General features: G+C 37.7%; 24 protein-coding genes and 1 CRISPR repeat array. Of the genes, 12 read left to right on the plus strand and 12 right to left on the minus strand.

All coding sequences use genetic code 11. The annotated features are described in order from the left end of the window. Positions 1-86 precede the first annotated feature (86 nt). The 10 genes from J2S06_RS11110 (at position 87) to J2S06_RS11155 (ending at position 9,795) form a co-directional block, all read left to right on the plus strand. On the plus strand, positions 87-1,376 hold the full coding sequence (locus J2S06_RS11110; protein ID WP_419152323.1) for a hypothetical protein: 1,290 nt from the start codon (positions 87-89) through the stop codon (positions 1,374-1,376). Positions 1,377-1,398: 22 nt separating this feature from the next. After that, on the plus strand, positions 1,399-3,057 hold the full coding sequence (locus J2S06_RS11115) for a GspE/PulE family protein (protein WP_419152324.1): 1,659 nt from the start codon (positions 1,399-1,401) through the stop codon (positions 3,055-3,057). A 14-nt stretch (positions 3,058-3,071) separates the two neighbouring features. Then, on the plus strand, positions 3,072-4,121 hold the full coding sequence (locus J2S06_RS11120) for a type IV pilus twitching motility protein PilT (protein ID WP_419152325.1): 1,050 nt from the start codon (positions 3,072-3,074) through the stop codon (positions 4,119-4,121). Then, a complete protein-coding gene (locus tag J2S06_RS11125; RefSeq protein ID WP_419152326.1) occupies positions 4,108-5,316 on the plus strand; it encodes a type II secretion system F family protein in 1,209 nt (402 codons plus the stop codon). Before J2S06_RS11120 ends, J2S06_RS11125 begins: the two co-directional genes overlap by 14 nt. Before the next feature lie 18 nt (positions 5,317-5,334). After that, positions 5,335-5,769 carry a type II secretion system protein gene (locus tag J2S06_RS11130; RefSeq protein WP_419152327.1) on the plus strand — a complete coding sequence of 145 codons (435 nt, stop codon included), beginning with the start codon at positions 5,335-5,337 and terminating at the stop codon, positions 5,767-5,769. 82 nt (positions 5,770-5,851) lie between these two features. After that, positions 5,852-6,604 (plus strand): prepilin peptidase, encoded by a 753-nt coding sequence (locus J2S06_RS11135; protein ID WP_419152328.1) that lies wholly within the window; start codon positions 5,852-5,854, stop codon positions 6,602-6,604. Positions 6,605-6,622: 18 nt separating this feature from the next. Then, complete coding sequence (pilM, locus tag J2S06_RS11140) at positions 6,623-7,615, plus strand: type IV pilus biogenesis protein PilM (RefSeq protein WP_419152329.1); 993 nt, start codon at positions 6,623-6,625, stop codon at positions 7,613-7,615. Continuing rightward, positions 7,615-8,199: a PilN domain-containing protein gene (locus J2S06_RS11145; protein ID WP_044747503.1), complete on the plus strand. Its 585-nt coding sequence runs from the start codon at positions 7,615-7,617 to the stop codon at positions 8,197-8,199. The genes pilM and J2S06_RS11145 overlap by 1 nt, the downstream gene beginning before the upstream one ends. Then, the gene (locus tag J2S06_RS11150) at positions 8,196-8,906 is read left to right on the plus strand and encodes a GspMb/PilO family protein (protein WP_419152330.1); all 711 of its coding nucleotides are present in this window, start codon (positions 8,196-8,198) and stop codon (positions 8,904-8,906) included. Before J2S06_RS11145 ends, J2S06_RS11150 begins: the two co-directional genes overlap by 4 nt. A 334-nt stretch (positions 8,907-9,240) precedes the next feature. Beyond that, positions 9,241-9,795, plus strand: coding sequence for a DUF420 domain-containing protein (locus J2S06_RS11155; protein ID WP_044747502.1), 555 nt, complete (start codon positions 9,241-9,243; stop codon positions 9,793-9,795). 71 nt (positions 9,796-9,866) lie between these two features. Here the strand turns inward: J2S06_RS11155 and J2S06_RS11160 are convergent, their stop codons facing one another. From J2S06_RS11160 to J2S06_RS11215, 12 genes are all read right to left on the minus strand, one after another. Continuing rightward, positions 9,867-11,042 (minus strand): iron-containing alcohol dehydrogenase, encoded by a 1,176-nt coding sequence (locus J2S06_RS11160; RefSeq protein ID WP_419152331.1) that lies wholly within the window; start codon positions 11,040-11,042, stop codon positions 9,867-9,869. A gap of 15 nt (positions 11,043-11,057) precedes the next feature. Continuing rightward, positions 11,058-12,491: a sodium:solute symporter family protein gene (locus tag J2S06_RS11165; protein ID WP_419152332.1), complete on the minus strand. Its 1,434-nt coding sequence runs from the start codon at positions 12,489-12,491 to the stop codon at positions 11,058-11,060. Between the two features lie 203 nt (positions 12,492-12,694). Next, positions 12,695-13,168 (minus strand): hypothetical protein, encoded by a 474-nt coding sequence (locus J2S06_RS11170; RefSeq protein ID WP_419152333.1) that lies wholly within the window; start codon positions 13,166-13,168, stop codon positions 12,695-12,697. Positions 13,169-13,196: 28 nt separating this feature from the next. Then, a complete protein-coding gene (locus J2S06_RS11175; RefSeq protein ID WP_419152334.1) occupies positions 13,197-14,627 on the minus strand; it encodes an aldehyde dehydrogenase family protein in 1,431 nt (476 codons plus the stop codon). A 67-nt stretch (positions 14,628-14,694) separates the two neighbouring features. Further along, a complete protein-coding gene (locus J2S06_RS11180; protein ID WP_044747497.1) occupies positions 14,695-15,693 on the minus strand; it encodes a LacI family DNA-binding transcriptional regulator in 999 nt (332 codons plus the stop codon). Positions 15,694-15,944: 251 nt separating this feature from the next. Then, positions 15,945-17,402, minus strand: coding sequence for a glycoside hydrolase family 32 protein (locus J2S06_RS11185; RefSeq protein WP_419152342.1), 1,458 nt, complete (start codon positions 17,400-17,402; stop codon positions 15,945-15,947). Between the two features lie 27 nt (positions 17,403-17,429). Continuing rightward, on the minus strand, positions 17,430-18,380 hold the full coding sequence (locus J2S06_RS11190) for an aminoimidazole riboside kinase (RefSeq protein WP_419152335.1): 951 nt from the start codon (positions 18,378-18,380) through the stop codon (positions 17,430-17,432). A 115-nt stretch (positions 18,381-18,495) separates the two neighbouring features. Continuing rightward, positions 18,496-19,914, minus strand: coding sequence for a sucrose-specific PTS transporter subunit IIBC (locus J2S06_RS11195; RefSeq protein WP_419152336.1), 1,419 nt, complete (start codon positions 19,912-19,914; stop codon positions 18,496-18,498). 120 nt (positions 19,915-20,034) lie between these two features. Beyond that, positions 20,035-21,024 carry a LacI family DNA-binding transcriptional regulator gene (locus J2S06_RS11200; RefSeq protein WP_419152337.1) on the minus strand — a complete coding sequence of 330 codons (990 nt, stop codon included), beginning with the start codon at positions 21,022-21,024 and terminating at the stop codon, positions 20,035-20,037. 331 nt (positions 21,025-21,355) lie between these two features. Further along, complete coding sequence (locus J2S06_RS11205; RefSeq protein ID WP_419152338.1) at positions 21,356-24,481, minus strand: MMPL family transporter; 3,126 nt, start codon at positions 24,479-24,481, stop codon at positions 21,356-21,358. Continuing rightward, positions 24,478-24,930, minus strand: coding sequence for a MarR family winged helix-turn-helix transcriptional regulator (locus J2S06_RS11210; RefSeq protein WP_044747492.1), 453 nt, complete (start codon positions 24,928-24,930; stop codon positions 24,478-24,480). Before J2S06_RS11210 ends, J2S06_RS11205 begins: the two co-directional genes overlap by 4 nt. 299 nt (positions 24,931-25,229) lie before the next feature. Next, positions 25,230-25,496: a UPF0236 family transposase-like protein gene (locus tag J2S06_RS11215; protein ID WP_419152339.1), complete on the minus strand. Its 267-nt coding sequence runs from the start codon at positions 25,494-25,496 to the stop codon at positions 25,230-25,232. A gap of 140 nt (positions 25,497-25,636) precedes the next feature. Here J2S06_RS11215 and J2S06_RS11220 point away from each other — a divergent pair, with 140 nt between their 5' ends. Next, complete coding sequence (locus J2S06_RS11220) at positions 25,637-25,882, plus strand: universal stress protein (RefSeq protein WP_052659306.1); 246 nt, start codon at positions 25,637-25,639, stop codon at positions 25,880-25,882. 5 nt (positions 25,883-25,887) lie between these two features. Further along, positions 25,888-26,010, plus strand: coding sequence for a hypothetical protein (locus J2S06_RS11225; protein ID WP_419152340.1), 123 nt, complete (start codon positions 25,888-25,890; stop codon positions 26,008-26,010). A 37-nt stretch (positions 26,011-26,047) separates the two neighbouring features. After that, a CRISPR array of direct repeats spans positions 26,048-26,473; the repeat unit is 30 nt; unit sequence GTTTCAATCCCTCATAGTTAAGATAAAAAT. Positions 26,474-26,619: the final 146 nt, after the last annotated feature.

Raw genomic sequence — 26,619 nt, forward strand, 5'->3', positions numbered from 1 at the left:
TATCAGCACGATGAATAGACCAAAAGACCGATAGAATTTGACGATACTTTGTGTAAAAAGAAGCTTGACAAGAAGGGTATGAAAAAATGGCAAAAAATTTTTGGATATTGTTGTTGACGGTTACGTTCATTGCTGGTTGTTCTCATTTAATGGAAACTTCAGAGCAAACTCAAACGTATTTAGCTGATGAAGTGATCACGGGTAAAACAAAAGAAGAATTGAAACAATTTATAGATACAATGACTGCCAATTGGCTAAAAAATACAGAGATTCAATTTGTTTATGAAGAAAAAAAACATACGATTACAAATGACGTTTTTACTTTTCTCCCAAGAGAAACATTATCCAATATCGCGGTAGAGAAAAAAAATCATTTATTTGTAAAAATCGATCAAGAAAAAGTAAAAAAGGAAATTTCTTCGTTTACAAATGACGCCGTCGCTACTGCGATCGATTATGATGCTTTGACAAATGAACTCACCTTGCTTGCGGAACAAAATCAAACTGGAACGCACACGTTTCTGCTACAAGATTACATCAAAATAGACCCAAATAAACAAAATGAAACGGTATCGATGTCAAGTATGTTCATCCCTTCTTCTTTTCGTAGTTTTATAGAGGATTGGATCTCCCAGCATGAAGTCATTGAAATACTTGAAAACAGTTTATTTTCATTCGAAACATATATGAACGATTTTCAAGGTGACTATTCAAACGAAGAGTGGAGCTTTTTAGCGACAGCGATTTACAAAACGATTCTCCCTAGTAATTTTGAGATTTTACAACGAACAACAAGCCGCACTCTTCCAGGCTATACTATTCTCGGCTATGATGTTAGTGTTTCTCCAGGGAAGAGGAATTTCGTATTTCAAAATGTGAATTCTCTCCCTTACAAGCTTTCTTTTGCCATTGAAAAGGATCGCCTTTATGTGAAGTTGATCGGACATCCATTTATTTATCAATATGACATTGAGGTGGATAACGTCAAATATTATGAGGCAGAACCAATCGTTTATTTTACCAATCAATTAGAAAAAGGGATTTTTGTCGAAACCAAAAAAGGGTTATCAGCTGTTTCTGCCGATATTTACCGAATTCTCTACACCCACGACGGCTCTTTGGTCGATCGTATACGGTTAACGACAGATTTTTATCCAGCCACACCTGGAGAAGAACTGAGGGGAACTAAGGAGAAAGCCTCATTCACTTTGGAAAATAGTCAAGAAGAAGCTTTACAGGAAATAGAAGAAAACGAAAAAAACAATCAAGATAATGAAATCGACCAACAAGCAAGCAATAACACACAATCTACAGAAGGAGAAATATCAGAAGAAAACGAGTTTACCGATGAAGAAACGAATATTCCGCTAAAATGATGGAATTTTAGGTGGTGACAAAATGAAACCGACTCAGCCGATGAGATTAGGAGATTTATTAGTTCAAAGTGGGATGATCACAGAGGGGCAATTAGAAGAGGCGTTGGCAGACAAAAAGCCGCAGCAAAAACTTGGGGATGTTCTCATCCAAAAAGGTTTTATCACAGAGCTTCAGCTTGTGGAAGTGTTAGAATTTCAGCTCGGCATTCCTCATGTTAGTCTTTATAACTACCCATTTGACCATTCCTTGTTGAAGCTCGTGCCGAAGGAATTTGCGAAGCGAAATTTTGTCATTCCTTTAAAAAAAGAAGGAAATAAACTATATGTCGCTATGGCAGATCCAATGGATTATTTTGTCATTAATGACTTGCGTTTATCAACAGGCTTTACAATTGAACCTGTCATTGCTACAAAAAGCGACATTATACGAAGCTTAAGCAAATTATATGATATGGGAGATTTTGATGATGAATGGATCGAAAATCAAGCTTCCTTAGAATTGGAAGATGTCAACCTAGAAGATGAAGACTCTCCGATTGTCAAGCTCGTGAACCAAATCATCCAACAAGCAGTTGTTCATAACGCAAGTGACATCCATATTGATCCGCAAGAACAGAAAGTGGTTATTCGCTACCGAGTTGATGGAACATTGCGAACAGAACGAATTTTACCAAAGTCGATTCAAGACCACTTGCTGACGAGAATAAAAATTCTAGCAAACTTAAATATTACCGAACAGCGAATCCCTCAAGATGGTCGTATAAAAATGGATATCGACTTTCGAAAGATAGACTTGCGGATTAGTACATTACCGACTATCTTCGGTGAAAAAATCGTCATTCGAATTTTAGACTTTAGTGCGACAGTAAATGATATTACTCAACTCGGCTTTCAAAAAGAAAACCTTGATCAATTTATGAAGCTTATTAAAAAACCGCACGGGATTGTTCTCATTACCGGTCCGACTGGTAGTGGGAAAACGTCTACGATGTATTCTGCTTTAAATATTTTAAATAAAGAAGAATTTAACATTATTACGATTGAAGACCCTGTTGAATATCAAATCGAAGGAGTAAATCAAATTCAAGTGAATCCGAATGTCGGTCTGACATTTGCTACAGGTTTGCGGGCGATTTTACGACAAGATCCTAATATCATTATGGTTGGAGAAATTCGCGATTTAGAAACGGCGGAAATGGCCGTCCGTGCATCTATGACTGGTCATTTAGTTTTTTCAACTTTACATACGAATGATTCGATCGGAACAATAAGCCGCTTAAAGGATTTAGGGGTAGAGCCGTTTTTAATCGCCTCATCCTTAAATGGCGTTGTATCACAGCGCCTTGTTCGAAAAATTTGCCGTGACTGTAAACAAGAAGAAAATGCGAGCTTACGTGAAAAAGAAATATTCACAAAATATGGAATGACAATTGAAAAAGTTTACCGCGGCAAAGGATGTCCGACCTGTCATATGACTGGCTATCGAGGACGGACAGCCATCCATGAAGTGCTTGTAGTCAATGAAAAAATTAGACAATCTATTATGAATCATGCCCCTATGACTGAAATCCAACAAGCGGCAATCGAAAATGGATTCACGTTTTTAATTGAAGACGGTCTAGCAAAAGTTAAAGAAGGAATTACAACGACAGAAGAAATTTTACGTGTTGTCATGGAATAATGGGGGGATATGGAATGAAAAAAATGATCGAATCAATTTTACGCAAAGCACATGAAAAGAAAGCTTCCGATGTCCATTTGTCAACGGAGATGGCGCCGATTTACCGCATTCATGGCAGCTTACGCGATGAACCCGCTGCACCGCTAACAAAGGAGGAAATGGAAGCAGCCTTTCAAGATTTAATGGGAGAGTCATTATGGCAGGACTTTTGTGAAAAAGGGGAAGTTGATTTTTCATATGAAATGCCTGACGTCTCCAGATTCCGCGTCAATGTTTATAAAAAAAGGGAAGGGTTTTCCGCTGCGTTCCGCTTAATTCCAAATACCATCCCATCTATTGATGAGTTAAAACTGCCGCCCATTTTGAAAAAATTAGCGGAAAAACCACAAGGACTCATAATAGTTACAGGACCTACTGGAAGCGGGAAATCGACGACATTAGCAGCCATGATTGACTATATTAATCGAACGGCCCGGAAGCATATTATCACCTTAGAGGACCCGATCGAATATACGTATTCAAATCACCTGTCCATTATTGATCAACGCGAAATTGGCAAAGATACAAAACAGTTTTCTTCAGGACTTCGCGCTGCCTTGCGTCAAGATCCTGATGTCATTCTCGTTGGAGAAATGCGTGATTTAGAAACAATATCTACTGCGATTTCAGCTGCCGAAACGGGACACTTAGTGTTTGCCACTTTACATACAATCAGCGCCCCAACAACGATTGAACGGATCATTGACGTCTTTCCTTCGGAGCAGCAGGAGCAAATTCGTTACCAGCTAGCCACCGTATTAGTCTCTGTCGTTGCCCAACGGCTTTTCCCTTTGCATAAAGGATTAGGTCGGGTTGCTGCGATGGAAATATTAATTAATAATCATAGTGTGCGCAACTTAATTCGCAATCAAAAGCTTCATCAAATACCAAATGTCATTCAAACATCGAAAGAATTTGGAATGCAGACGATGGAAATGCACATGAAACAGTTGTTAATAGAGCAGCAAATCTCTTATGAAGCAGTCAAAGGTTATTTGGAGGATAATGGCTATGCCTCTATTTAATTATGAGGCCCGCGACCGTAAAGGAAAAGTTCATCGCGGTGTCCTTAAGGCGAATTCAAAACAAGAATTACAGCAAAAGCTTCTAAAAAAGAATTTGCGTCTCTTACATGCAAACGAAAAGAAGGAATCTATCTGGACAAAAGAAATTTACATCGGTTCCCCTGTGAAACCGATAGATTTTATTATTTTTTTGCGTCAATTTGCCATTTTAATTAAATCAGGCGTATCGATCGTTGAATCAACTAGAATATTAGGGGCGCAAACAGAAAGCAAAACATTAAAAAAAGCGCTGCAAAAAATTGAAGTGGAGTTAAGAGAAGGATCTTCTCTTTCATCTGCTTGTCAACATCATCCCCACATCTTTTCGCCTTTATTTGTCCATATGCTGCAAGCAGGGGAAGTAAGCGGGACAATGGATACAACGTTAGAACGTTTAGCTGATTATTTCGACAAGCAATATCGAACAAAACAAAAAGTGAAATCTGCCCTTACGTATCCAGCCGTCATTTCCATCATCACCGTGTGTATTGTCACGTTTTTACTGATTTATGTTATTCCAACTTTCGTAGACCTTTTTGAGCAATTTGATGGCGAATTACCATTTATTACTCGCGTTGTGATTGGCACAAGCAACTGGTTTATCGAACAATTTTGGCTAGTTCTTATCTTGATTCTCATTTTTGTCATCTCTTTTTCAATATTTTTTTACACAAAGTCTATACGAATTTATCTTGATAATGTTATACTAAAAATGCCACTTATAGGTAAATTGTATCAAAAATCTATCATTGCTAGATTTTCCAGGACTTTCAGCTCATTGTTAGCGAGTTCTGTTCCGATTCTTGAATCCTTAACCTTAACCGAAAAAATTGTCGGCAATGAAGTTATAGCAAAGGTCCTCAGAAAGGCGAGAAATTCAATTGAAACAGGGAACTCCCTAACTGAGCCAATGAAAGAGCACTGGGCGATTCCGCCTCTTGTTACACAAATGGTCGCAATTGGTGAAAAAACAGGTTCGCTAGATTATATGCTTAGTAAAGTTGCCGATTTTTATGAAGCCGAAGTCGAAACTGCTACGGATCAATTTAAAGCATTACTAGAACCGATGATGATTATCTTTTTAGCTGTTATTGTCGGAACCGTCGTATTAGCCATTGTCGTTCCGATGTTTCAAATTTTCAACAACATTCAATAATAATAAGGAGGTATTTTTATGTTCAAAAATCGAGTGAAAAATGAACGAGGCTTAACGTTAGTAGAATTATTAGCGGTCATTGTTATTTTAGGCGTAATCGCAGCAGTCGCAGTTCCATCCATCGGAAACATTATCCAAAAATCGAAAGAAGACGGAGTAAAAGCAGATGCAATTGCCATTTTAAATGCGGCGAAGTTGTATATCACTGAACAAAACGTAGACACAACATCAGGTGCAGTAACAATTACTAAAGACGATTTAGTAGACTATTTAGAAGATAGTGGAACAGAATGGCAAGGTAATGGCCCTACCATCACTTATAATTCTAATAACCAATTAACAATTTCTGGTTCAGCTACAGCAGGTAATAAAACATTAACTTTTGATAATGCAACGATTAAAGATATTAATGATGATGATAGTGGCGACAATAATACTACTATCCCAAACTAATTATTGATGAAACTTAACTTCTATTTATTGAAGCGTGGTTTTCGCCACGCTTTTTTATAAGTAATGGGTAAAGGAGTTTTCAATGGTTTTCGTTTACCTTTATGCCTTTATCGTTGGATTGATATTCGGATCATTTTTTAATGTGGTAGGTCTTCGTGTTCCAAAAAAACAGTCAATTGTTCATCCAAGGTCTTATTGTCCAAAGTGCGGCCATTCCTTAACATGGTATGAATTAATTCCTGTTGTCTCTTATTTGATTCAAAAAGGAAAATGCCGCAACTGTCATTTTCCGATCTCGTTTATATATCCTAGTATTGAATTCGTAACAGGATTGCTTTTTATGTTCGCTTTATACAAAATAGGAATCCATAAGGAGCTTTTTCTAGCACTTACTCTTATTTCACTCCTGGTCATCATTACCGTAAGCGATTTATGTTATCAACTAATTCCGAATCGCATTTTACTCGTTTTTTTCGTTCTTTTTATTTTCCTAAGAATTTGGATTCCTCTTTCTCCTTGGTATGATTCCATACTCGGAATGGTGACAGGCTTTATCCTTTTATATTTCATCGCCGTTTTGAGTAAAGGTGGAATGGGCGGTGGAGATATTAAACTTTTTGCCGTGTTAGGAACGGTTTTAGGTCTAAAAGGGATTTTATTAACTTTTTTCTTATCTAGCTTGATCGGGGCTATTTTCGGTGTATTTGGCATCATCACAAAACGGTTAACCCGTAAATCTGCGATACCTTTCGGGCCTTTCATCAGTTTTGGAGCACTGCTGGCTTATTTTTATGAAACAGACATTTTCAATTGGTACATTCATTTGCTACTATAAGGTAAAAGGTGAAATATGATGAGGTTTCCTTCGTTTCTTACAAAATCAAAATTTGTTAATCTTGAAATTAAAGATTACGTAATTCGCTTTGCCGAAATCAAAAATCACTCTCCTTTAGTTGTTTCTCATTTTGGCGAGCGCCATGTACCGAAAGGAATTATCGAAAATGGTCACATTATCGATGAGCAATCCTTTTCAAAAATATTAGGTGAATGTATCAAGTCCTGGCACTTAAAAAGGAAATTCGTCCGCTTTATCGTTCCTGATTCGTCTGTGATTATTCGCAAGGTAGAAATACCTGCACACATTCCGAATGATGAAATTCAAGGGCATCTTTTTTTTGAACTGGACCATACGATTCATCTTCCGTTTGAACAGCCTGTATTAGATGCGATTCTTTTAAATGAAACGGAAGAAAAAAAAGATGTGCTGCTAGTGGCGGCACCAAATGATGTCGTTCAGACAATTTCCAACTATTTAAGGGATTATAAGACAAATCCTGTTGTGGCCGATATATCTCCTATGTGCCAATATCGCTTATTTCATCAGTTTGAATTAACCAATGAAATAGATCATTTTTTACTCGTCCAATTTGATATGACATCCGTAACCGTAAGTATTTTTGATCATCATCGTCCAATTTTTATGCAGCAATTTCAAATTCCATATCGAAAAGATGTCTGGAATCCAGAATTATCCGACCATGGGAAAGTAATCGATTTTACAAAATGTGAGCAAGAACAAATACTTGAGGCGATTCAAGATATATTTATGGAGATTGATCGAATTTTCCGATTTTATCAGTACTCTCTTCATAACGGTTTGCAAGAAATTACGAAACTTCTTTTATCTGGTGATCATCCATATTTTTCACAAATTTTACATGAAATACGTAATCGCTACACGATTCCTGTAACCGTAATCCCAGAGGAGTTTACTTTCAACAATCAACAACTAATTGAGCAAAAATATTATAATGTATTAGGATTAGGGATTAGAGAGGGAATATGATGGTCGTTCAAATCAACTTATTGCCGAAAAAAGAACAAAAAAATCGAACCTATCTTCTCATCATGGTGATTTTCATAATGATTTTGGTGGTCACGAGCTTTCTTTTTTATCGAAAAATAGCTTCATTAAAGGAAGAAATCCAGCAAATTCAAAACGAAGCATCTGAAATGGAAGCGATGCGAATAAGCCTTGAGAAAAAAACAGAGGCTAACCATCAAGCGAATGTAGAAAACATAAAAGTTTTACAAGAAATGGTCGAGCGTGCAGAACAATTACCGATTAATACCGTTGATTTGCTCGCTCGTATATCGAATTTATTGCCAAAATCCGCTTACATAGAAACTTTTCAATATGTAGAGCAAACGATATCGATGACGATTGTGATTCGTGAGGAAATGGAAGCCGCCTATTTTTATCGTCTCTTACTTGAGGAAAAATGGACGGAAGATGTCAAAGTGCTTAACGTTCAAGCGATTCGTGAGGATGCGGAAAATATAAACACCCTCTCTGAATATCGTGCAAAGCTGGAAATCGTGTTGGACAAAGAGGCATTAAAAACGTTACAAAAGGAAGATCCATCATGAACTTCGATCTTACCAAAAAACAAGTTTTTTTCCTTCTTTTGGCTTCTGTCATCCTGATGATCGGCTTTGTTATCTTTTATTTTGTAGGCATTCGGCCGCTTGAAGCAAAAAAAGGACAAGCAGAAGAAACCTTAAAAATAGAAAAAAATCTTTTCGATGCAACAAAAGAAAAGGCAGCGGATGATTCTCCATCTGTGCAAACATCATATGAACTGCAACAAAAGGTTCCTGTTGAACCACTTTTTGATCAATTATTTTCTTTGCTTGAAGAAGCACGAATGGTTGCAAATACCATTATTGAACAATATGAAATGGTCGAACAAGGATCAGAATTAAATAATGATAATGAAGAGCAGTTTTCAATCAATTTTAACAGCGATCAAAAAAACATCGATGAAGGGCAAAAAGATCAAACAACAAAAACGAATCGTGCAAAGTTAGAAAAAGTGACAATGAGAGTGACCGTCCATGCTGATACGTATGATGAGATGACGACTTTTATCCAAACGCTTGAACAAAACGAACGGATCATAACGATTGATCAACTATCCCTACTTGATCTTGAGAACAAAGAAGATAAAGGATATTTTTCCTTTCAATTAACCTTTTCTGCTTATTATGCTGATGGACTTCAAGCATTAAAAAATGAAGCACCACAAATGGATATACCAGAACCGAGTGAAAAGAACAATCCATTAGTACGCTGAAATAGTTTCCTTTATCAACCTTTATCTTTGGCTCTTTTCTAAAAGATTGTTATTTTACTATACGATAGCTTTTCGACTGTCAAGCAAGCGAAACGCTTGCAATGTCACGCTAAAGCGTGACGTGAACCAAACAAAAGTCGATGGCCGGACAAATGTGATTTGTTCGACCACATACTTTGTTCGGTTCATAGACAGTCGAAAAGCAACAAAGTTTACGAAAACAGCCTTATCTTTTTGTATAATAGCAAAGAGGCTCTTGTTCAATAATCTGTCACTTTCAAATTCTCCTTGTCATGATAAAATAAAATTGAATCAGTATAAAAGGGGATGAACTATGGAAAAGACAAACGATCATCAGTTCGAAAACGGAAAAAATTATACACCACTTGTTGTGGCTCTTTCTGTCGTCATCAATGCGGTGATTTTAATACTGTTTTTCACACCGATAGGTTATAGAGGAGATATTGAATTTGACTTAACGATTTTTCCGAGATTTAATGCAATTTTAAACAGCTTTACATTTGTCTTTTTGCTTGCTGCATTATTCGCCATTAAGAAAAAGAATATTAAAGTACATCGAAACTTTATTATTGCTGCTTTTATAACGACGACGCTTTTCTGTATTTCCTATTTAACGTATCACTATTTATCTACGGAGCCTACTCGCTACGGCGGTGAAGGGTTTTTAAAATATTTTTACTTTTTCATTTTAACGACACATAGCTTTTTAGCTGCTGTCATTGTTCCTTTAGCGCTATTTGCTTTCTTCTGGGGCATGTCCATGCAAGTAGAAAAACATCGAAAAATTGTGCGCTGGGCGATGCCGATCTGGCTATATGTCAGCTTTACAGGAGTTCTTGTTTATATATTAATTTCTCCATATTACTAAAAAAATAGCAAGGCAGACTCAATATGGAGCCTGCCTTATGGTTGAATGGGTTGAATAAGTCAGCCCATTTTTTATTGCCCTAAAGCTAGCTTCCCTTCATATGCCGCCTGATATATACTTTTCACCGCATCAAGCGTAAATGGCCGAGGGCTTCTAGATAGCAATCGTTTTTGCTCAATACCATTTTGAGCAAGAATCTCAATATCTTTTTCTTGAATTCCATATTCCTTTAAGCTTGTCGGAAGACCTGTATCTTTTACTAAATCATGTAAATATTGAACAACAGATAGAGCAATTTCTCGGTCATGTTTATTTTCGGTTGGCAATTGTAATACTTCTGCTATTTTTTTCATTTTCGGCAAACAAGCCGGCCAAATATAATCATATACATATGGAAGGAGAACGGCATTTGATTCTCCATGAGGAATTTTAAATAATCCTCCGAGAGGATATGCTAACGCATGAACTCCTGCAACTCCTGCGTTGTAAAAACTTAAACCGGCAATAAGGCTTCCCCAAGCCATCTCTTTTCGTGCTTCTTTATTCGCACCATGCCACACTGCTGTTCGAATATGACTATTAATTTTTCTCATTGCTTCTTGTGCTAATACATCCGTTAATTCAGTTGCATTCACGGAAGTATACGCTTCAATCGCATGTGTGAAAGCATCAATTCCGCTAGATGCTGTAACTTTAGGAGGTAATGTGTAAGTAAGCTCTGGATCGATGATTGCGATATCTGCTAATAAATGCTCATGAGTTATGACATCTTTCGTATCTTTTAGAGAGAAGACGGCTATATCCGTCACTTCAGCTCCTGTTCCAGCTGTTGTTGGAATTAAAATTTTCGGTATTCCTTTTTCTGTGATACTTTTTGTACCATAAAGGTTTAAATAATCTTTTACATTTCCTTCGTGATTCGCTAATACAGAAGATGCTTTTGTAATATCTAAACAGCTTCCGCCCCCGACTCCGATCAGTAAATCAGCTTGAAATTCTTTTACAGCTTGAACTGCCTTATCTCCTACTTCTAATGGCGGCTCTGGACTAATTTCCGTGTAAATCTTATAGTCTATCTTTTTTTCGTCTAAAATGCTTTCAATTTTTTTCGTTTGCCCAATATTCACAATGACTGGATCGGCAAAGATCATGACTCTTTTTGCGTTTAAATCTTCAATAATGTCTTTAATTTTAACAATCGAACCTTCACCTGTTATGATTTTAATCGGTGAAACAAATTGATTCATGATGCAATATCCTCCTTATTTTGAACCATCACTTAAATATATATTTTCCTCCTGATTTCCTGTTACCGTTGATGTTGATGCTAACAATGTGTGAAGAACCATGACGACAATCCCAACTAATACTCCTAACCCAGCAGCACCAAACGGATTTTTAAAATCTAATCCGAATGGCAAGTAGATAAACCAATAAGTAAGGGTTCCTGCTAGCATGGAAAGAATAGCACCTGTTTTCGTTGCTTTTTTCCATAAAGCCCCAACAACAAGAGGTCCTGCTGTAGCCGAAACGATTCCACCAATTCCGATCCACATAAAGATGGATAAAAATTTAGGTGGAGACCACGCGAATAAAATACCGGCAATGATGACGATAATCGTAGAATAACGGCTAATTAACAATTCATTTTTCTCTGCTTTTTCTGGCGAAATATTGATTCTTGGAACAATCGTTTTGCGATAAAGATCATTTGCAAGTAATTGCGTTAATGAAACGATTAAACCATCTGAAGTAGACATCACTGCAGATAATACAGCGACTGCAAAAAATGCTGCAACAAATGGCGGGAATATTTCTGTGAATAATACTGGTATAATTTGGTCTGGTGCAATATTCTCGCTCGGATCGACTACAGCAATTCCCAACATTCCACCTAATCCCATTAACGGCAGAACCGTCGCAAAAATCGTACAATACATTAAAAGCTTTTTCATATCTTTCGTAGATTTAACGGCCATGAACTTATTTCCGAGATGAGGCAAAACACTAAATGGCAAGTGAGCAATAAACAGTAATAACACAAGCCAAATTGAACCGTACGTAATGTCACCAGGTAAAAACAAATGATCAAAAGATCCTTCTGGCTTCCGTTCTTTTATTAGCTGGATCATTTCGCTAAATCCACCATCAACTCCTACACCTAAAAAGAAACAAACAACAACAACTAATGCTGTTAACAACATTAAAGCACCTTGTACCGCATCAGTTAAAATATCTGAATGAGAACCACCCATGAATACATAAATCGCTAAAACAACTCCGGTAATTAACAATCCTACTTCATATTTAATCCCCATCATCGTTTGGAACATTGTTGCAGCAGCGACAAATTGGGAAACAACATAGAAGATTAATAGAACGGAAATGATTGTTAAAACAATCCGTAAAAATTCACTATTGTAGCGATCACCTATAAATTCTGGAATCGTCCGCGTACCAAATTTGTCTCCGTATTGTTTAATAGCCTTTGCTACAAATAGCATTCCAAATACTGTTGCAACAGGATATAAAAGTGGATACCATAAGCTAGGTGTACCAATACTATAAGCAAGTCCAGGCATTCCCATAAACGTAGAACCACTCGATATACCTGCGCTAATGACAAGTGCAATGGTTAAAGGACCATAACTTGACCGAGCGGTAGCAAAGTCATCAGAAGACTTCGTTTTTTTCATTCCTACCCATCCTAGATATAACATAAGGAAAATAAAAACAACAATGAATATCCACGAATAGAAAACAACTGCATTACTCATTTTGACCATCCCCCATCAATAAATTATTTTTCATCATTTAAAAACTTTGTACCAAACAAAATGTAAGCCATAACTGCCCAAGTGGACAACATTACACCTGCAATGACATATAAAAAAGTCATTTAATAAATCCCCCTTGTTTGAAGAAAGTTTTTGATTTCTCCATATTTTTTTAATTCATCAGAGCTTTTTGATAATACTTCATATATAAATAGTTTTTGTTTATTTTTGACATTCTTTTTAAAGATGGTATACGAAAGGAATATAGGATATGATTGAATATATTGAATTTTCGGAACCTTCCATGAGCGAACAGTGTGTATATAATATCTTCTTAAAAATTCTTTCCCTTCTTCTAGCGCTTTGTCCACCTCCAACTCTTGCGGGAGAACCCAGTGGTGATCAATATTGAGATCATCTCCATCAAACCTATGATCAGTAAAATACGTTTCTCCTTTTACGAGATTTGTCAGTAGAAAGCGCCTGTCTACCTTTCGATGACCGACTAATCTTTTATACTCAACTGTCCATTCTGAAAATAAAAAAGGATAATATATTTTCAAAATTTCTCCATTAATCGATTTGATTTCATTCATATTTAACCCTCTCATTGCGTTCACACACCTAAATATGATAGTTTAGGCTAATCATTTTCATTTGCATCATTTCCTTAATAGCATATTTCACCCCTTCATATCCGTATCCTGACGATTTGACCCCTCCATAAGGCATATGGTCAAAACGGGTAGTTGGAACGTCATTGATCAACACTTGGCCAACCTCTAATTGATGCGCCATTTCCATAGCTTGTGTTAAATCATTTGTATAAACACCAGCGTTTAATCCAAATTCACTATTGTTCATTTTCTTTAATGCTTCTAAATCATTTTCTACTTCATCTATGATGACGACTGGTCCGAAAACCTCTTGACATGAAACGTTGCAATCTTCTGGTACATTTTGAAGAACAGTCGGAGCGATGCCATTTCCTTTCATGACACCACCTGTCAGTACTTTACTACCACGATTGATAGCTTCCTCAATCCATTCCATAATCCGTTGTTGTGATTTTTTATTAATTAAACTTGTGACAACCGTTTTCTCATCAAACGGATCTCCAAATACAATTTTTTCGGTTTCTTTCACAAATAGATCGATAAATTTTTGAGCGATTTGTTTATGAACATAAATTCTTTGCGTGCTAATACAAACTTGGCCATTATAGGAAAAAGCCCCAATGACTGCTTTTGGCACAATTTTCTTTAAATGATCTTTCACGCTTTTATCAATATAAAGAGCTGAGTTGCTTCCGAGCTCTAATGTGACTTTCTTTAATCCTGCTTGATTTTTTATTAATTTTCCGACAATTGGGCTGCCCGTAAAGGAGATTTTTTTAATTCGATCATCATCGATCAACACCTTCCCAAGCTTTGGTCCATCTCCTGGAACAACATTTATGGCCCCTTTCGGGAGTCCAGCTCGTGTTAATATTTCCGCCAGCTTTAAGCTGCTAAATGGTGTTTGTTCGGCTGGTTTCACAACAATTGTATTGCCTGCTGCAATGGCAGGTCCAACTTTATGCACCGTTAAATTTAGCGGAAAATTAAAGGGAGTAATAGCCCCGATGACCCCTATTGGTTTATAAATCGTATAAGCATCTCTACCTTCCCCGCCTTTTGCAGCATCTAAAGGAATATACTCTCCACCTATTCGTTTTGCTTCCTCAGCTGCAAATTGTAACGTTTGAATGGAGCGTTCAACCTCCATGCGAGAGGCAGCGATTGGCTTGCTCGCTTCTTTTGTGATAATCGACGCAGCTTCTTCTTTTTCCTCTTCTAATATTTCGGCAGCTCTATATAAAATGTTGGCGCGTTCCCTGGAAGATAGCGTTTTCATAACAGAGAAAGCTTTAGATGCTGCTTCGATGGCTGCAGACATTTCTTCCTCGGTTGAATCGGCCACTTCGCCAATTGCCTCGCCTGTATAAGGATGATTGACTACATACGTATTCAACGGAATTCTTTCTTCACCATCAATAAATAAGCAGTATTTCATAAAAATCTCCTTTCTTATTATCTGAATACGTATTCAAAATCAAATGAAAAAAGAGGGTACAACAAATTTAAATAGCTTTTGTTGTACGACGAATAAACAATTCTGGTTCAACTGTAACCTGGAATGGTTCGTTTTGTATATCAGAATGTTGAATGATTTTGATTAAATGCTCAATGGCGATCCTTCCTAAGTTTTGCTGATTTCTTGCTCCTACCGTTGTAAGCTGGAATGCTTGATGACTGCTCCAGCCTACATTATCCATACCGATTAAACTAATATCTTCTGGTATGGAATATCCTTTTTGAAGCAAATAGTCCATTATGAACAAGGCGATGGAATCTGTTGCAGCAAAAATAGCGGTTGGTCTGTTTTTACAAGCAAGAACGGATTCTGTTGCTGCCTTTACTGCTTCTTTACTAGTATCTGTAATATGAACATAAGAATCTTGTATGGCTATTTCCATCTCCGTTAATTGATCGATAAAACCTTTGTATCTTCCATAAAATGTAGACGTTTTAAGCGATCCGCCAATCCAAGCGATATGTTGGTGACCGAGCTCAACTAAATGCTTGGCGGCAAATTTTCCAGCTTGAAAATTATTAATTTCTACAAAATTCCCGCCTTTTTTATGCTTGCGGTTAAACATAACAAATGGAATATTTAATTTTTCTAATTCCTCATAGATTGGGTCTTCGTATAAAATAGATGATAAAATAATTCCATCTACATTTTGGTTAAACACTTTTTCATATACCGCCATATTATCGCCGTATTTTTCAAAATAAACGGTTACATGATAGCCTTGATCCTTTGCATAATTAACGATCGCATCCGTTGTTTCAACGAAAAAAGGATTATGGAGTGGTCCGGAAATAAGCGCGATCGACTTAGTTTTATTTTTTACTAAGGAACGGGCGATGGAATTTGGGCGATAATTCAGCTCTTTGACAGCCTTCATTACTTTTTCATAAGCTTCTTTACTCACTTTTGAAGGATCGTTTAGCACTCTAGATACAGTTGATTGAGAAACTCCTGCAAGTTTTGCCACATCTTTTGATGAGACCATATGAAAAGCTCCTTATGATTTGAATACGTATTCATATCTGTTTGTTTTCATCATAATAAATGTTCACGGTATTGTCAATAATTTTCTTAATATTAAAGAAAAACCCGGCAAAAGCCGAGTTTTTAAGCGAAAAGACTGCCATAGCCGGACCTACACCAAATGCATGCTTTACGACTACATCGATGAAACTATTTTAAATTCCACAAATATTCTCCTATATAACCGGAAAGGCAGTCCTATGAACTTGCCTCTTAAAAGATCTTCTTTAAATTCCACTTTTTCAAATGAAAGCCTGTATCTCCATTTGAAGAGAACATAATCGTTTCATCAGAAGGATTGCCAAATATTCTTGAGGAAAATACCTCTTCCCCATCATTAAGGAAAATTTCCAAGGAGGAAGCATCCAAGAAAATGTGTATTTTATGAAGAGAATGTAAAGGACAGTGTCTTTTTTCCATTTTGTTTTCTTTTAAACTTTGTCTTTCAAAGGTTGCTAGTTTTTCAATTGGGTTATAAATAAATCGTGCCGTTCCTCTAAAAGAAATCTCAATGGACGCTGTATGGCTAGTGATAGAATCGATCATCATTTCAACTGCTTTCCCTTTTACTTGCTCTAGCTCTATTGTGTTTCCATTCAGGTGAACATTCGGATACGCCACTTGTTTGTCTCGAAGTACTTGTAATTCCTCAACAGGATGTTGGTAAATCTTCCCGTTTTTTAATTCAAGCTTACGTGGAATGGTCATACAATGAATCCAATGATAATGAATGGTTGGATGATAAGACTCATTTTCCTCTGGAACACCCATCCATCCAAATAAAATTCTTCTTCCTTTTTCATCTAATGTTGTTTGCGGTGCATAAAAGTCAAAGCCACGGTCTAATTCTACAAACTCTCCATGTTTATATGCTGCCTTTTCATAATCCATTTGGCCGACAAAATAACCTGCTTGATAAAGATTATGGTAAAAATATCCTTTAGGATTTAATCCTTGTGGAGAAACAATAAGTACATCATGGCCATTGAGTTCAAACAAATCCGGGCATTCCCACATAAATCCGAAATTTCCAAGGCCATTTAAGTTGCTTCCAGCAATAGGTCCTAAGAGATTCCATGTAAATAAATCCTTCGATGAATAAAGGACAGCTCTTCCTTCCCCTCGCTCGCTTTGGGCACCAATAACAGCGTACCATGTATCTTTCTTTTTCCACACTTTCGGGTCACGAAAATGTGCCGTGTACCCTTTCGGAAGATGAATAACAGGTCCCTTTTTTTGAAAATGAAGACCATCTTCCGATATGGCTATACATTGATACGTTTCGCGGTTTCCTTCCTTATTTTTTACATTCCCAGTGTAAAAAAGAATGAGTTTTCCTTCATGTTCGACAGCACTTCCAGAATAACAGCCATTTTTTTCGTACCATTCACTCGGAGCTAAGGCGATCGGCTCTTCGACCCAATTCACTAAATCTGTTGAACTAAAATGTCCCCAAAACTTGGAGCCATGCTCGGTTGCGAATGGATTCCATTGATAAAAAAGATGGTAAACCCCTTTAAAATGAATGAAACCATTCGGATCATTCAACAAGCCGACAGGAGGCATAATATGGTAATGTAAGCGAAAAGGGTCTTGAGATACGGTGTATTTATGTTTGTCAACTTCTTGATACGCTTGATGGAACAGCTCTTTTTCTCGTTTAGAATACACAGTTTTCATGTTGAAACTCCTTGCTGATTAATTTTCCGCTAATTTTTCCTCCACTTGTTTGAAACTAGGTAATGCTGACATCGCTCCTTTGACAGAAGCCGCTAATCCACCTGAAACACTCGCAAAGCGTGCCATATATTCAAGCCGTTCTACTGAAATAGAACGGATATCCCCTTCGTATTGATCTAAACAATACAAAATACCGGATACATACGCATCTCCTGCACCTGTCGTATCGACGGCCTTTACTTTGATTGCTGGTACTTGAACTGCCTCGCTTTTTGTAAAGAGAATACTACCTTCTGCACCAAGTGTAACGATGATCAGCGGAATATCGTACTCCTGTAAGCTGGCTACTCCTTCCTCCAAATTCGTTGTTTTCGTTAAAAACTCCAGTTCCTCATCAGAAATTTTTAACACATCTACCTCTTTCAGCATCGAAACAATGGTATTTCGTGCCTCTTCTTCATTTTTCCATAAGCTTAAACGGAGATTCGGGTCGTACGATACGATCATATCGTTTTGCTTGGCTAGTCTTACTGCTTTTTTCGTCGCACTCTTTGAAGGCTCACTAATGAGTGAAATCGATCCAAAATGAAGAATTTTATGCTCTGTAAACAATTCTTCTTTGACCTCATCTTCTTCTAAAAAACGGTCTGCACTTGGATCAATGTAAAAGTCGAAGCTCCGTTCCCCGTTCGCAGAAAGTGTGACAAAAACAGCTCCTGTGCGAACTTCCTTCGTCAACAACATGTAGGAAACGTTGACCCCATAGTTTTGTAATGTCTCTTTTAAAAATCTGCCTAACACATCGTCGCCAACTTTACCGAGAAAGGTCGATTTAGCCCCAAGTCTAGCAAGCCCAACCGCAACGTTTGCTGGTGCTCCACCAGGACTTTTTTGATATACTAAGTTCGTTTCATCTAATGGGATAAAATCAATAAGTGCTTCGCCTAAGCTAATAATCCCTTTTTTCATGCTCACTTAACTCCTTTTTTCAATATTTCTGTCCATTTTGCCAATCTAGCATTTTAGTATCATATGTAATAAAGGAAGGCAAGTACAAAAGACTTGCCTCAGTGACTTGCCTTAATTATGCAACATTGCTTCCCTTTTCCGTTTGTTCGTTCATTTTTTCAGTATATCCAAATAACCATGTTAAGGCAAAAGCAACACCGATGGAAACGAGGTTAACGAAAAGATACAGTAAAATTTGACCGTTTAAGTAAAGTAATGTACCTGGAATCACTGTAATAGCCATACCTGTAGCTTTAAGTCCGAAAAGGGACGCCAAAAATGCACCTGTTGCACCACCAATTAATCCCATAATAAATGGTTTGACAAATCTTAAATTCACTCCGAAAATAGCCGGTTCTGTAATACCTAAAAAGGCTGATAAAGATGATGGCAACGCTAATGCTTTTAGCTTTTTCGATTTTGTTTTTAATCCGACGGCTAATGCCGCACCGCCTTGAGCTGCGATGGAACACGTAATAATGGCATTGAACGGGTTGTTGCCAAATTTCTCGAGCAGTTGAATTTCAAGTAAGTTGAAAATGTGATGAACACCAGTAACAACGATAATTTGATGAACGAATCCAATTAATAATCCACTTAAGCCAAATGGCAATTCTAACACTGCTGTTGTACCTGCTAAAATTACTTCTTCAACAGAATGGAATACAGGACCAATTACGAATAAGGCCAACGTAATCATCACTAATAAAGTTAAAAACGGTGTTAAAATTAAATCTAGCACTTCTGGTACACGCTTACGAATTGCCTGTTCTAGCTTTGCTCCTACAATCCCAGCGATAAAGGCAGGAATAACAGAACCTTGATAACCTAATACAGGAATAAAGCCTAAAAATTTAATTGGTTCTGCATCGCCTCCAGCAACAGCCCACGCATTTGGCAATGATGGACTAACTAGCATTAAACCAAGTACTAAACCGATGATTGGTGTTCCGCCAAATACTCTAAATGTTGACCAGGCAATAAGAGCAGGTAAGAAAATGAAGGCCGTATCTGTCAACACTTGCGTAAATAAAATGAAGTTTTGAGAAATATCATCAGGTGTTAAACCAAATAAAGCTAAAATTTGCTCCTGCATGACAAGTCCACGCAATCCCATAAATAAACCAGTTGCTACGAGAACTGGAATAATTGGAACGAACACATCTCCAAAAGAACGAACTGCACGCTGAAATGCATTTCCACTTTTCGCCGCTTCTTTCGCTTGATCGCCTTTTGTCATTCCTGTTACTCCTAATTTTTGCACTTCCTCATAAATTCGATTGACAGTTCCTGTTCCTAAAATAATTTGAAATTGTCCCGAGTTAAAGAATGCACCCTTTACTTTTTCAATGTTTTCAACTTTTACTTGATCGATTTTTTCTTTGTCTTTTACCATTAAACGCAATCTTGTCGCACAATGGGCAGCGGATACTATGTTGTCCTTCCCCCCGACGGCTTCAATGATTTCTTGAGCAATTTGCCGATTTTCTGACATTTTTCTCGCTCCTTTTTATCCATTTTTTGTGTGTAACCGATTACACATCATCGAAATAAAAAAGTGTTGAGTAACCGATTCCACATACAGAAAAAAACTATATGGAATCGGTTACATAAATCATACACTATCCCGGATTAAAAGTCTATAATTTAATGTGATTTTTTTTATGGATGAATCATTTTTTAAAATTTTGTCTAAAATAAGCTTCGCCGCTGCCTTTCCTGCTTCTTCATTTAGATAATCGACCGTTGTTAACGATGGCGAAACATAATGGGATATTTCGGATGCGCCGATACCCGCAAGTGCCATATCTGCTGGGATCGCATACCCTTTTTCTTTTAAATATTGCATCGCCCCTATCGCCAATCGGTCTGTTACCGCAAAAGTAGCAGTAGGGCGGATTTTAGACTGTTCCATGATTCTCTTCATCGCATCATATCCAGACTGAATATCAAAGATGCCTTTCTGAACCCATTCCGGCTCGACTGAATAGCCGTGTTCTTTCATAACATCTAAGTACCCTTTTTTGCGCCAATACCCAACTGCACGGTCTGATTCATCTACACCGATGAAGGCGATTTTTTGATGCCCTTTTTCAATAAACAGCGAAATGATCGCTCTCGCTGCGTGATAATCATCATATAATACATTCGAAACACCAGGAATCTCTTGTCCAATCACAACGAATGGCATGCTTACCCGTTTAATTTCGTTGATAAGCTCGTCATTTATATTCGTTGCTGTTAAAATGATCCCGTCTACTTGTCGGCTCTTTAAAAGGTTTATAAATTCAATTTCCTTTTCTTTATTTAAATTCGTATTGGCGAGCAGAATTTGATACCCTTTCTCTGCTAGCACTTCATCAATTCCACTTACTAACCTGCTCGATGTTTCCGTACTAATTTTCGGTAAAATAACTCCAATGGCTTTTGTTTTTTTCGTACGTAAAGACTTGGCATGCTCACTAGGAACATAGCCTGTTTCCTCTATAATTTTTAAAATTCGCTTCCTCACTTCATCACTTACATATCCAGAATTATTTAAAACCCTGGAAACGGTTGTCCGAGAAACATTGGCCATTTCTGCGATATCTTTTATTGTTGGCACTAGAGCACCTCCTTCTACCAATAAACCATCTATTCTATTTTACATGATTCTGGGAAATGAATAAAATATACAATTTGGATTAATGAATAAAATCGTTTCAGAGAGAGGATATTGGGAATATTTGCAGCATCACAATTAACAGAGATCATCATTTCATTGATAGCATAAGTCTCTCATAGCACAAATGAAAATAAGGGGCTGTCTAAAAAATCCATTTTAGTGTTTATGTTTGCAAATTAAAAACCCGAGAATGTTGATATAATAGCATTCTTGGGTTTTAATTTTTTAATGCTCAAACTGAAAAACCACTTTTTGGACAGCCCCTTTTCGCTTATTCCTCTTTCATAAACGGCCACCAGTTCGCTTTACCAAACATTTTGACCATCACTGGTACAAATAGTGGCAGTACAACAAGAGCATATAAAAATAATCCCGTTAAAACAATTGTGGCAATTTCAATTAGTGACAGAACACCGGACGGAAGCATCGCCGCAAATGTTCCGCCTAAAATGACCGCGGCGGAAATAATGACCGTTCCCATATGACGCATAGCTGAAAGCATCGCTTCTGTGACAGGCAAATCTCTGTATTCGTTGAAGCGGTTCATAAGGAAGATGCTGTAATCTATGCCAAGCGCAATTAAAATGACAAATGAGAAAAATGGAACTGCCCAGTTCAAACCGTCGTATCCAAGAAGGCGAACGAAAATGACTTCTGACACCGCCATTGATGTGTAATACGTTAGAATAAGCGATAAAATTAAATAAATCGGCATGACAAACGAGCGCAGCAATGCAATTAATATAAGTGCAATACCTATCAGCATCAATACAACTGTGCGGGAGTAGTCGTTTTCTGAAATCTTGTTCAAGTCGGAGTAAATGCTAGTAACCCCGTCATAGGCAATTTTCGCATTTTCAAGCTTCGTGTCTTTTACGGCAAACTCCACCGCTTGTTTGACCTCAGTAAGCTGATACATCGCTGAAGTTGAATATGGATTTTTCTTGAAAACAACATCAATGGTTGCCACTTTACCGTCATTCGATAAGTAAACTTCTTTCGCAGCCGCAAATTCTTTGCTTTCAAGCAATTCCTTCGGCATGTACCAGCCTACCATTTCCTGATTTGAAGAAGAAAGACCAGATAAGTAATTTTCGGCATAACCGAGACCTTCGGCTACTTGATTTAGGCCATCCACACTTTTGTCAAGACCTGAAATCAGCTCATTCATTTGTCCATCCAGCTGAGAAAAACCTTGCAGCAATTCCTCCTGTCCATTGTTGACTTGGCTTAAGCCGATAGACAGCTCCGGCAATTTTGAAATGATGGTTTGCTGTCCAACCGCTGCCTTATCCAACCCTTTTTGCAGCTGATCTAGCCCGTTGATGAGCTCTCCCATTCCATTAACGAGCGCTTTTTGACCTGAAAGTAATTCAGAATATGAACGGTTCGCCTGCTCTATTCCACTTGTCACTCGCTGTAGCGCTCCGTTAATTTGCTGAAATCCGCTTCTTATTTGTTTTGCTTGTTCACTAAGCTGGGAAGCTGCCATTTTCACCTGTTGATACTCAGCATCCTGCTGAAGCTGCTGATGTCGTTGTTCGATCCGATTTAAAGATTCACTCATACCGGATAAATGTGTTGACAATTGACCGAGATGTGATTCCATTTGTTGATATTGTTTCAACAATGAATGTAGACTGCTTCCAGCTGTTTCATATCCTTTCAAAAGCTGTTCTGCGCCGGATTGCAGCTTTTTCGCATTGTTTTGAACGGTCTCAAGCCCTTTCTTTATGTCACCGGCACCCATCGATCCGCTCTCGACCCCCTGTTTAACTTGCGAAAGCCCTTTTTCAAGATCACCGACGCCAGCTTTTAATTCATTTGTTCCGGAAACGAGCGTTTTAATACCGTCTGTTGCTTGTTTTAATTTCGGAGATGATGCAGAAAGCTCTTTGCTCGCTTCATTCAAACCAGAACTGATTTGTTCAAGCCCTTCATTTCCCTGACTAATTCCGTCTTTCAGCGTTTTCGCCTGTTCAGTCACAAATAATTGGTCGATCTGTTCGCCTGTCGGTCTTGTTACTGAGCGGACCGTCTCGACACCTTCAACTTTTTCGATGCTTCTGCTTATTTTTTCAATTAAAGCAAAATATTCCGTCCTATTCATGTTGTCATCATTTTTGATCACAATTTTTGTCGGCATTGCTTCTCCTGGGTTGAAGCTTTTCGAAATAATATTAAAAGCCTTGACAGAGTCGTAATCATCCCCGATTTCTTGAAGGGAATTAAACGACAGCTTGCCGTCATAGGAAAGTAGCACTGGAAGGGTAATGATTCCTACGATGATTAAAGAAACAAGCGGTCTGGTAAACGAAAAACGTCCTGTAAAGTCCCATAGCTTGCTCTGTTTATGTTCCAGATTTCCTTTAACTGGCCAAAACAACACCGGGCCAAGCACAGCCATGAAAAACGGAACAAGCGTCATAAGTGCTACCAGCAGGATGGCGACTCCGACAGCGACTGCCGCAGCCGATTGATAAAGCTTAAATGATGACAATCCGATCGCCGCAAAGCCTATCATAACGGCTAAACCGCTGAAAAACACTGTTTTCCCTGCCGTGCGATAGGTTGTTATAATAGCTTCACTTCTGCTTTCTTGTTTGCCAAGTTCCTCTTTAAAACGGCTTAACAGTAAAATGCAATAGTCTGTACCGATCCCGAACAAGATGGCGACCAAAAATGTTTGCGTAAAAGTAGACAATGGAAAATTCACCATTTCAACTAAAAAGGCGACAATTGACTGTGATGCCAAATATGTAATGCCGACTGTCAAGATCGGCACAAATGGCGCTACAAACGAGCGGAAAACGATCAGCAAGACGATCAAAATAAACACGACTGTTATGCCTTCTGTTTTTTTCAATCCTTCCTGCGAGCTGACAATTACGTCTTCATCGATGATCCAGCTGCCGGTATAATAATGCTCCAATGAAATATTATCGATCACTTTATAAAGAGCGGATGTCATTTCTTTTGCCGTTCTTCCGTCTCTTTCCATTTGTATTGACGTCAAGATGGTGGTTTTATCTTTTGAAACAAGCTGATCCTTTAACTCCTCTTGATGAAAAGGCGAAACAATTTCTGTGATCCGTAAATTCTCGCTGTTTTGTTCAAGCTGTTTTACAGCTTGTTCCGCTTCTTTCCAATCTTCCTTTGTCAACCCGTCCTCATTATGCAGCACAAGGGCGACTGATATTAGATCTCCTGAATGCTCTTTGCTCTGAATTTCTTTTAAAATGTCATTCGCAATCGAAGAGGAATAACCTTCCGGAACCGTAATTTGCCCTTTTTCGCGCACAAGCTCCTCCATGTTTGGCGATATAAAGAGCAAGCCAATTACAGCGACAAGCCATAAAATGAGTACAAACCATTTTCCTTTCAGGATTGCCCTCATGACTCAACCTCCAGTTCAAGCAATATGTTTGCCAATTTTTCATAGGTTTGAATAAACGATTCGATCTCGTCCTCCGAAAATTTTGTTATGAACGATCCTACAACTTTATGAATTCTCTCTTCTGTGCTTATAAACAAATTGCTCCCTTTTTCAGTCAAAGCCAAATAAATGACCCTCCTGTCTTTTTCATCGCGAATTCGCTGAACAAATCCTTTCTCTACAAGCCGATTTATCATCGCTGTGATCGCGCTTTTGTTCACTCGAAAAACATTAGCTAGTTCTGTTGAAGTGCACCTTTCCTTTTGATGGATATAGCGCAAAAGATAGTGTTGTTCGTTTGTGATATCTGGATCAATTTCACATTTTACAAGTTCTTCCGCTCTTTTCGTTACAATGAACGAAACTTTAATATACCGTTCGATCAATTCATCTATTTTTTTTCGATCCATTGTCTGCCCCCAATTTTAAATAGTTCAACTATTAAACTATTTAATCATTTAACTATTAGCCTGTCAATCAATTTGTATGAAAAGATTGAATCAAGACTTTGTGGGAGATTTTTTTGATGTTTTCATTCGTTGGATATATTTGGTTTAAATAACTTAATTTATGTAAGCGTTTTCCAACCTTCTCATCCTGCTTGCCTGTGCCTTATTCGCTTTTTTAAAACCCTTTCAATACTTTTAACGCTTGATAAATAGGCATTCCTGACGAATGATCGAAATAACGGATATTCCCTCGCACCAACTCAGTTACCTTTGTTCCTACGTGCTTCATCGCCTTTTTCACGATCCAAATAGTCATTGCGCCGAACCTCCACCTCCCCAAATAACGTCTGAAGGCGTACTGTTCGTTTATCTTTTAGGTAATAGCGTTTTTTATCTCGTTGCTTGGCTATCTCTTCATCGAGCCATTCCAATATCTGTTGAAACATTCCTCCATAAGTTTTTTGCAACATCGAAAACAATTCCATTTCTAACTCTTCATGTTTCCCACCTGTGATAAACTGTTGCATAGGACTCTCTGACCTCCTGTGTGATATGGTCACACTTATCACCTTACAGGAAGAGAGTCCTTTTTGCCTCTATTTTGCTCCTCCCCCTTGAACCAATTGAAAGAGGACTTAACTTCCTCCCACAAACATTTTACTCATACATGAAAATGAGCCTAAAGTACAAAAACATTTTAGTTTCCGTTGATGGGTCAGAACAAGCGGATTTAGCATTTAAAAAAGCCATTGCCATTACAAAGCGAAATGATGCGAACTTATTTATTACTCACATTTTAGATGACCGTTTTGGAGCTGTTTCTGCTTATGCTCCTGGTATTATTGATGAAGTTGAAGTTCGTGGAAAAGACTGCTTGAAAGCTATGAAAAAGAAGCAAAGGAAGCTGGTTTAACAAAAGTGGAAACCCATCTGGCGCATGGCTCACTAAAGGCGAAAGTTGCCAAACATGTTGCCCCTCTAGTAAATGCAGATCTCATTATTTGTGGTGCGACTGGTCTCAATTCAGTCGAGCGTTTCTAGCAGTTACACCCCATTTGCTTTCACTAATTTTACCAGTGTTTCAATCCCTCATAGTTAAGATAAAAACAGACACAAACAGAAATTCGGAAATATAAACAAAGAGTTTCAATCCCTCATAGTTAAGATAAAAATCGTATTCATCCCAAACGTTTTTTCCTTCACTTACGGGTTTCAATCCCTCATAGTTAAGATAAAAATAAATTTGTTTGTTTATGGTAATGAAGATGAATTAAAGTTTCAATCCCTCATAGTTAAGATAAAAATTATGGTGCATTTCAAGCAGCAAAAGGCAATAAATCTGGTTTCAATCCCTCATAGTTAAGATAAAAATAATCCTCCTCGTTTTCAATTTTTTGTGCCACAAACAGTTTCAATCCCTCATAGTTAAGATAAAAATCCGATCCCTCCATCACTTCTCTCAATTTTTCGTATAGTTTCAATCCCTCATAGTTAAGATAAAAATCCTCGAAACCGTTCCGAAAGCACTTATAAAACTAGCGTTTCAATCCCTCATTGTAAATTAGCACATTATTTCAGAATCCCTTTTTCAAATTATTTCAGGCGGATTCGGAAATAATGTGCAAAATTTTTGCGGATTGTTCCGGATTT

Source organism: Bacillus alveayuensis (genome assembly GCA_030812955.1).
Classification (GTDB): Bacteria; Bacillota; Bacilli; order Bacillales; family Aeribacillaceae; genus Bacillus_CB; species Bacillus_CB alveayuensis.

Excerpts from the sequence above, each read along its gene's own strand:
- J2S06_RS11110 (WP_419152323.1), top strand. The coding sequence starts at position 87 with ATGGCAAAAAATTTTTGGATATTGTTGTTGACGGTTACGTTCATTGCT.
- J2S06_RS11115 (WP_419152324.1), top strand. The coding sequence starts at position 1,399 with ATGAAACCGACTCAGCCGATGAGATTAGGAGATTTATTAGTTCAAAGT.
- J2S06_RS11120 (WP_419152325.1), top strand. The coding sequence starts at position 3,072 with ATGAAAAAAATGATCGAATCAATTTTACGCAAAGCACATGAAAAGAAA.
- J2S06_RS11125 (WP_419152326.1), top strand. The coding sequence starts at position 4,108 with ATGCCTCTATTTAATTATGAGGCCCGCGACCGTAAAGGAAAAGTTCAT.
- J2S06_RS11130 (WP_419152327.1), top strand. The coding sequence starts at position 5,335 with ATGTTCAAAAATCGAGTGAAAAATGAACGAGGCTTAACGTTAGTAGAA.
- J2S06_RS11135 (WP_419152328.1), top strand. The coding sequence starts at position 5,852 with ATGGTTTTCGTTTACCTTTATGCCTTTATCGTTGGATTGATATTCGGA.
- pilM (WP_419152329.1), top strand. The coding sequence starts at position 6,623 with ATGAGGTTTCCTTCGTTTCTTACAAAATCAAAATTTGTTAATCTTGAA.
- J2S06_RS11145 (WP_044747503.1), top strand. The coding sequence starts at position 7,615 with ATGGTCGTTCAAATCAACTTATTGCCGAAAAAAGAACAAAAAAATCGA.
- J2S06_RS11150 (WP_419152330.1), top strand. The coding sequence starts at position 8,196 with ATGAACTTCGATCTTACCAAAAAACAAGTTTTTTTCCTTCTTTTGGCT.
- J2S06_RS11155 (WP_044747502.1), top strand. The coding sequence starts at position 9,241 with ATGGAAAAGACAAACGATCATCAGTTCGAAAACGGAAAAAATTATACA.
- J2S06_RS11160 (WP_419152331.1), bottom strand. The coding sequence starts at position 11,042 with ATGAATCAATTTGTTTCACCGATTAAAATCATAACAGGTGAAGGTTCG.
- J2S06_RS11165 (WP_419152332.1), bottom strand. The coding sequence starts at position 12,491 with ATGAAAAAAACGAAGTCTTCTGATGACTTTGCTACCGCTCGGTCAAGT.
- J2S06_RS11170 (WP_419152333.1), bottom strand. The coding sequence starts at position 13,168 with ATGAATGAAATCAAATCGATTAATGGAGAAATTTTGAAAATATATTAT.
- J2S06_RS11175 (WP_419152334.1), bottom strand. The coding sequence starts at position 14,627 with ATGAAATACTGCTTATTTATTGATGGTGAAGAAAGAATTCCGTTGAAT.
- J2S06_RS11180 (WP_044747497.1), bottom strand. The coding sequence starts at position 15,693 with ATGGTCTCATCAAAAGATGTGGCAAAACTTGCAGGAGTTTCTCAATCA.
- J2S06_RS11190 (WP_419152335.1), bottom strand. The coding sequence starts at position 18,380 with ATGAAAAAAGGGATTATTAGCTTAGGCGAAGCACTTATTGATTTTATC.
- J2S06_RS11195 (WP_419152336.1), bottom strand. The coding sequence starts at position 19,914 with ATGTCAGAAAATCGGCAAATTGCTCAAGAAATCATTGAAGCCGTCGGG.
- J2S06_RS11205 (WP_419152338.1), bottom strand. The coding sequence starts at position 24,481 with ATGAGGGCAATCCTGAAAGGAAAATGGTTTGTACTCATTTTATGGCTT.
- J2S06_RS11210 (WP_044747492.1), bottom strand. The coding sequence starts at position 24,930 with ATGGATCGAAAAAAAATAGATGAATTGATCGAACGGTATATTAAAGTT.
- J2S06_RS11215 (WP_419152339.1), bottom strand. The coding sequence starts at position 25,496 with ATGCAACAGTTTATCACAGGTGGGAAACATGAAGAGTTAGAAATGGAA.
- J2S06_RS11220 (WP_052659306.1), top strand. The coding sequence starts at position 25,637 with ATGAAAATGAGCCTAAAGTACAAAAACATTTTAGTTTCCGTTGATGGG.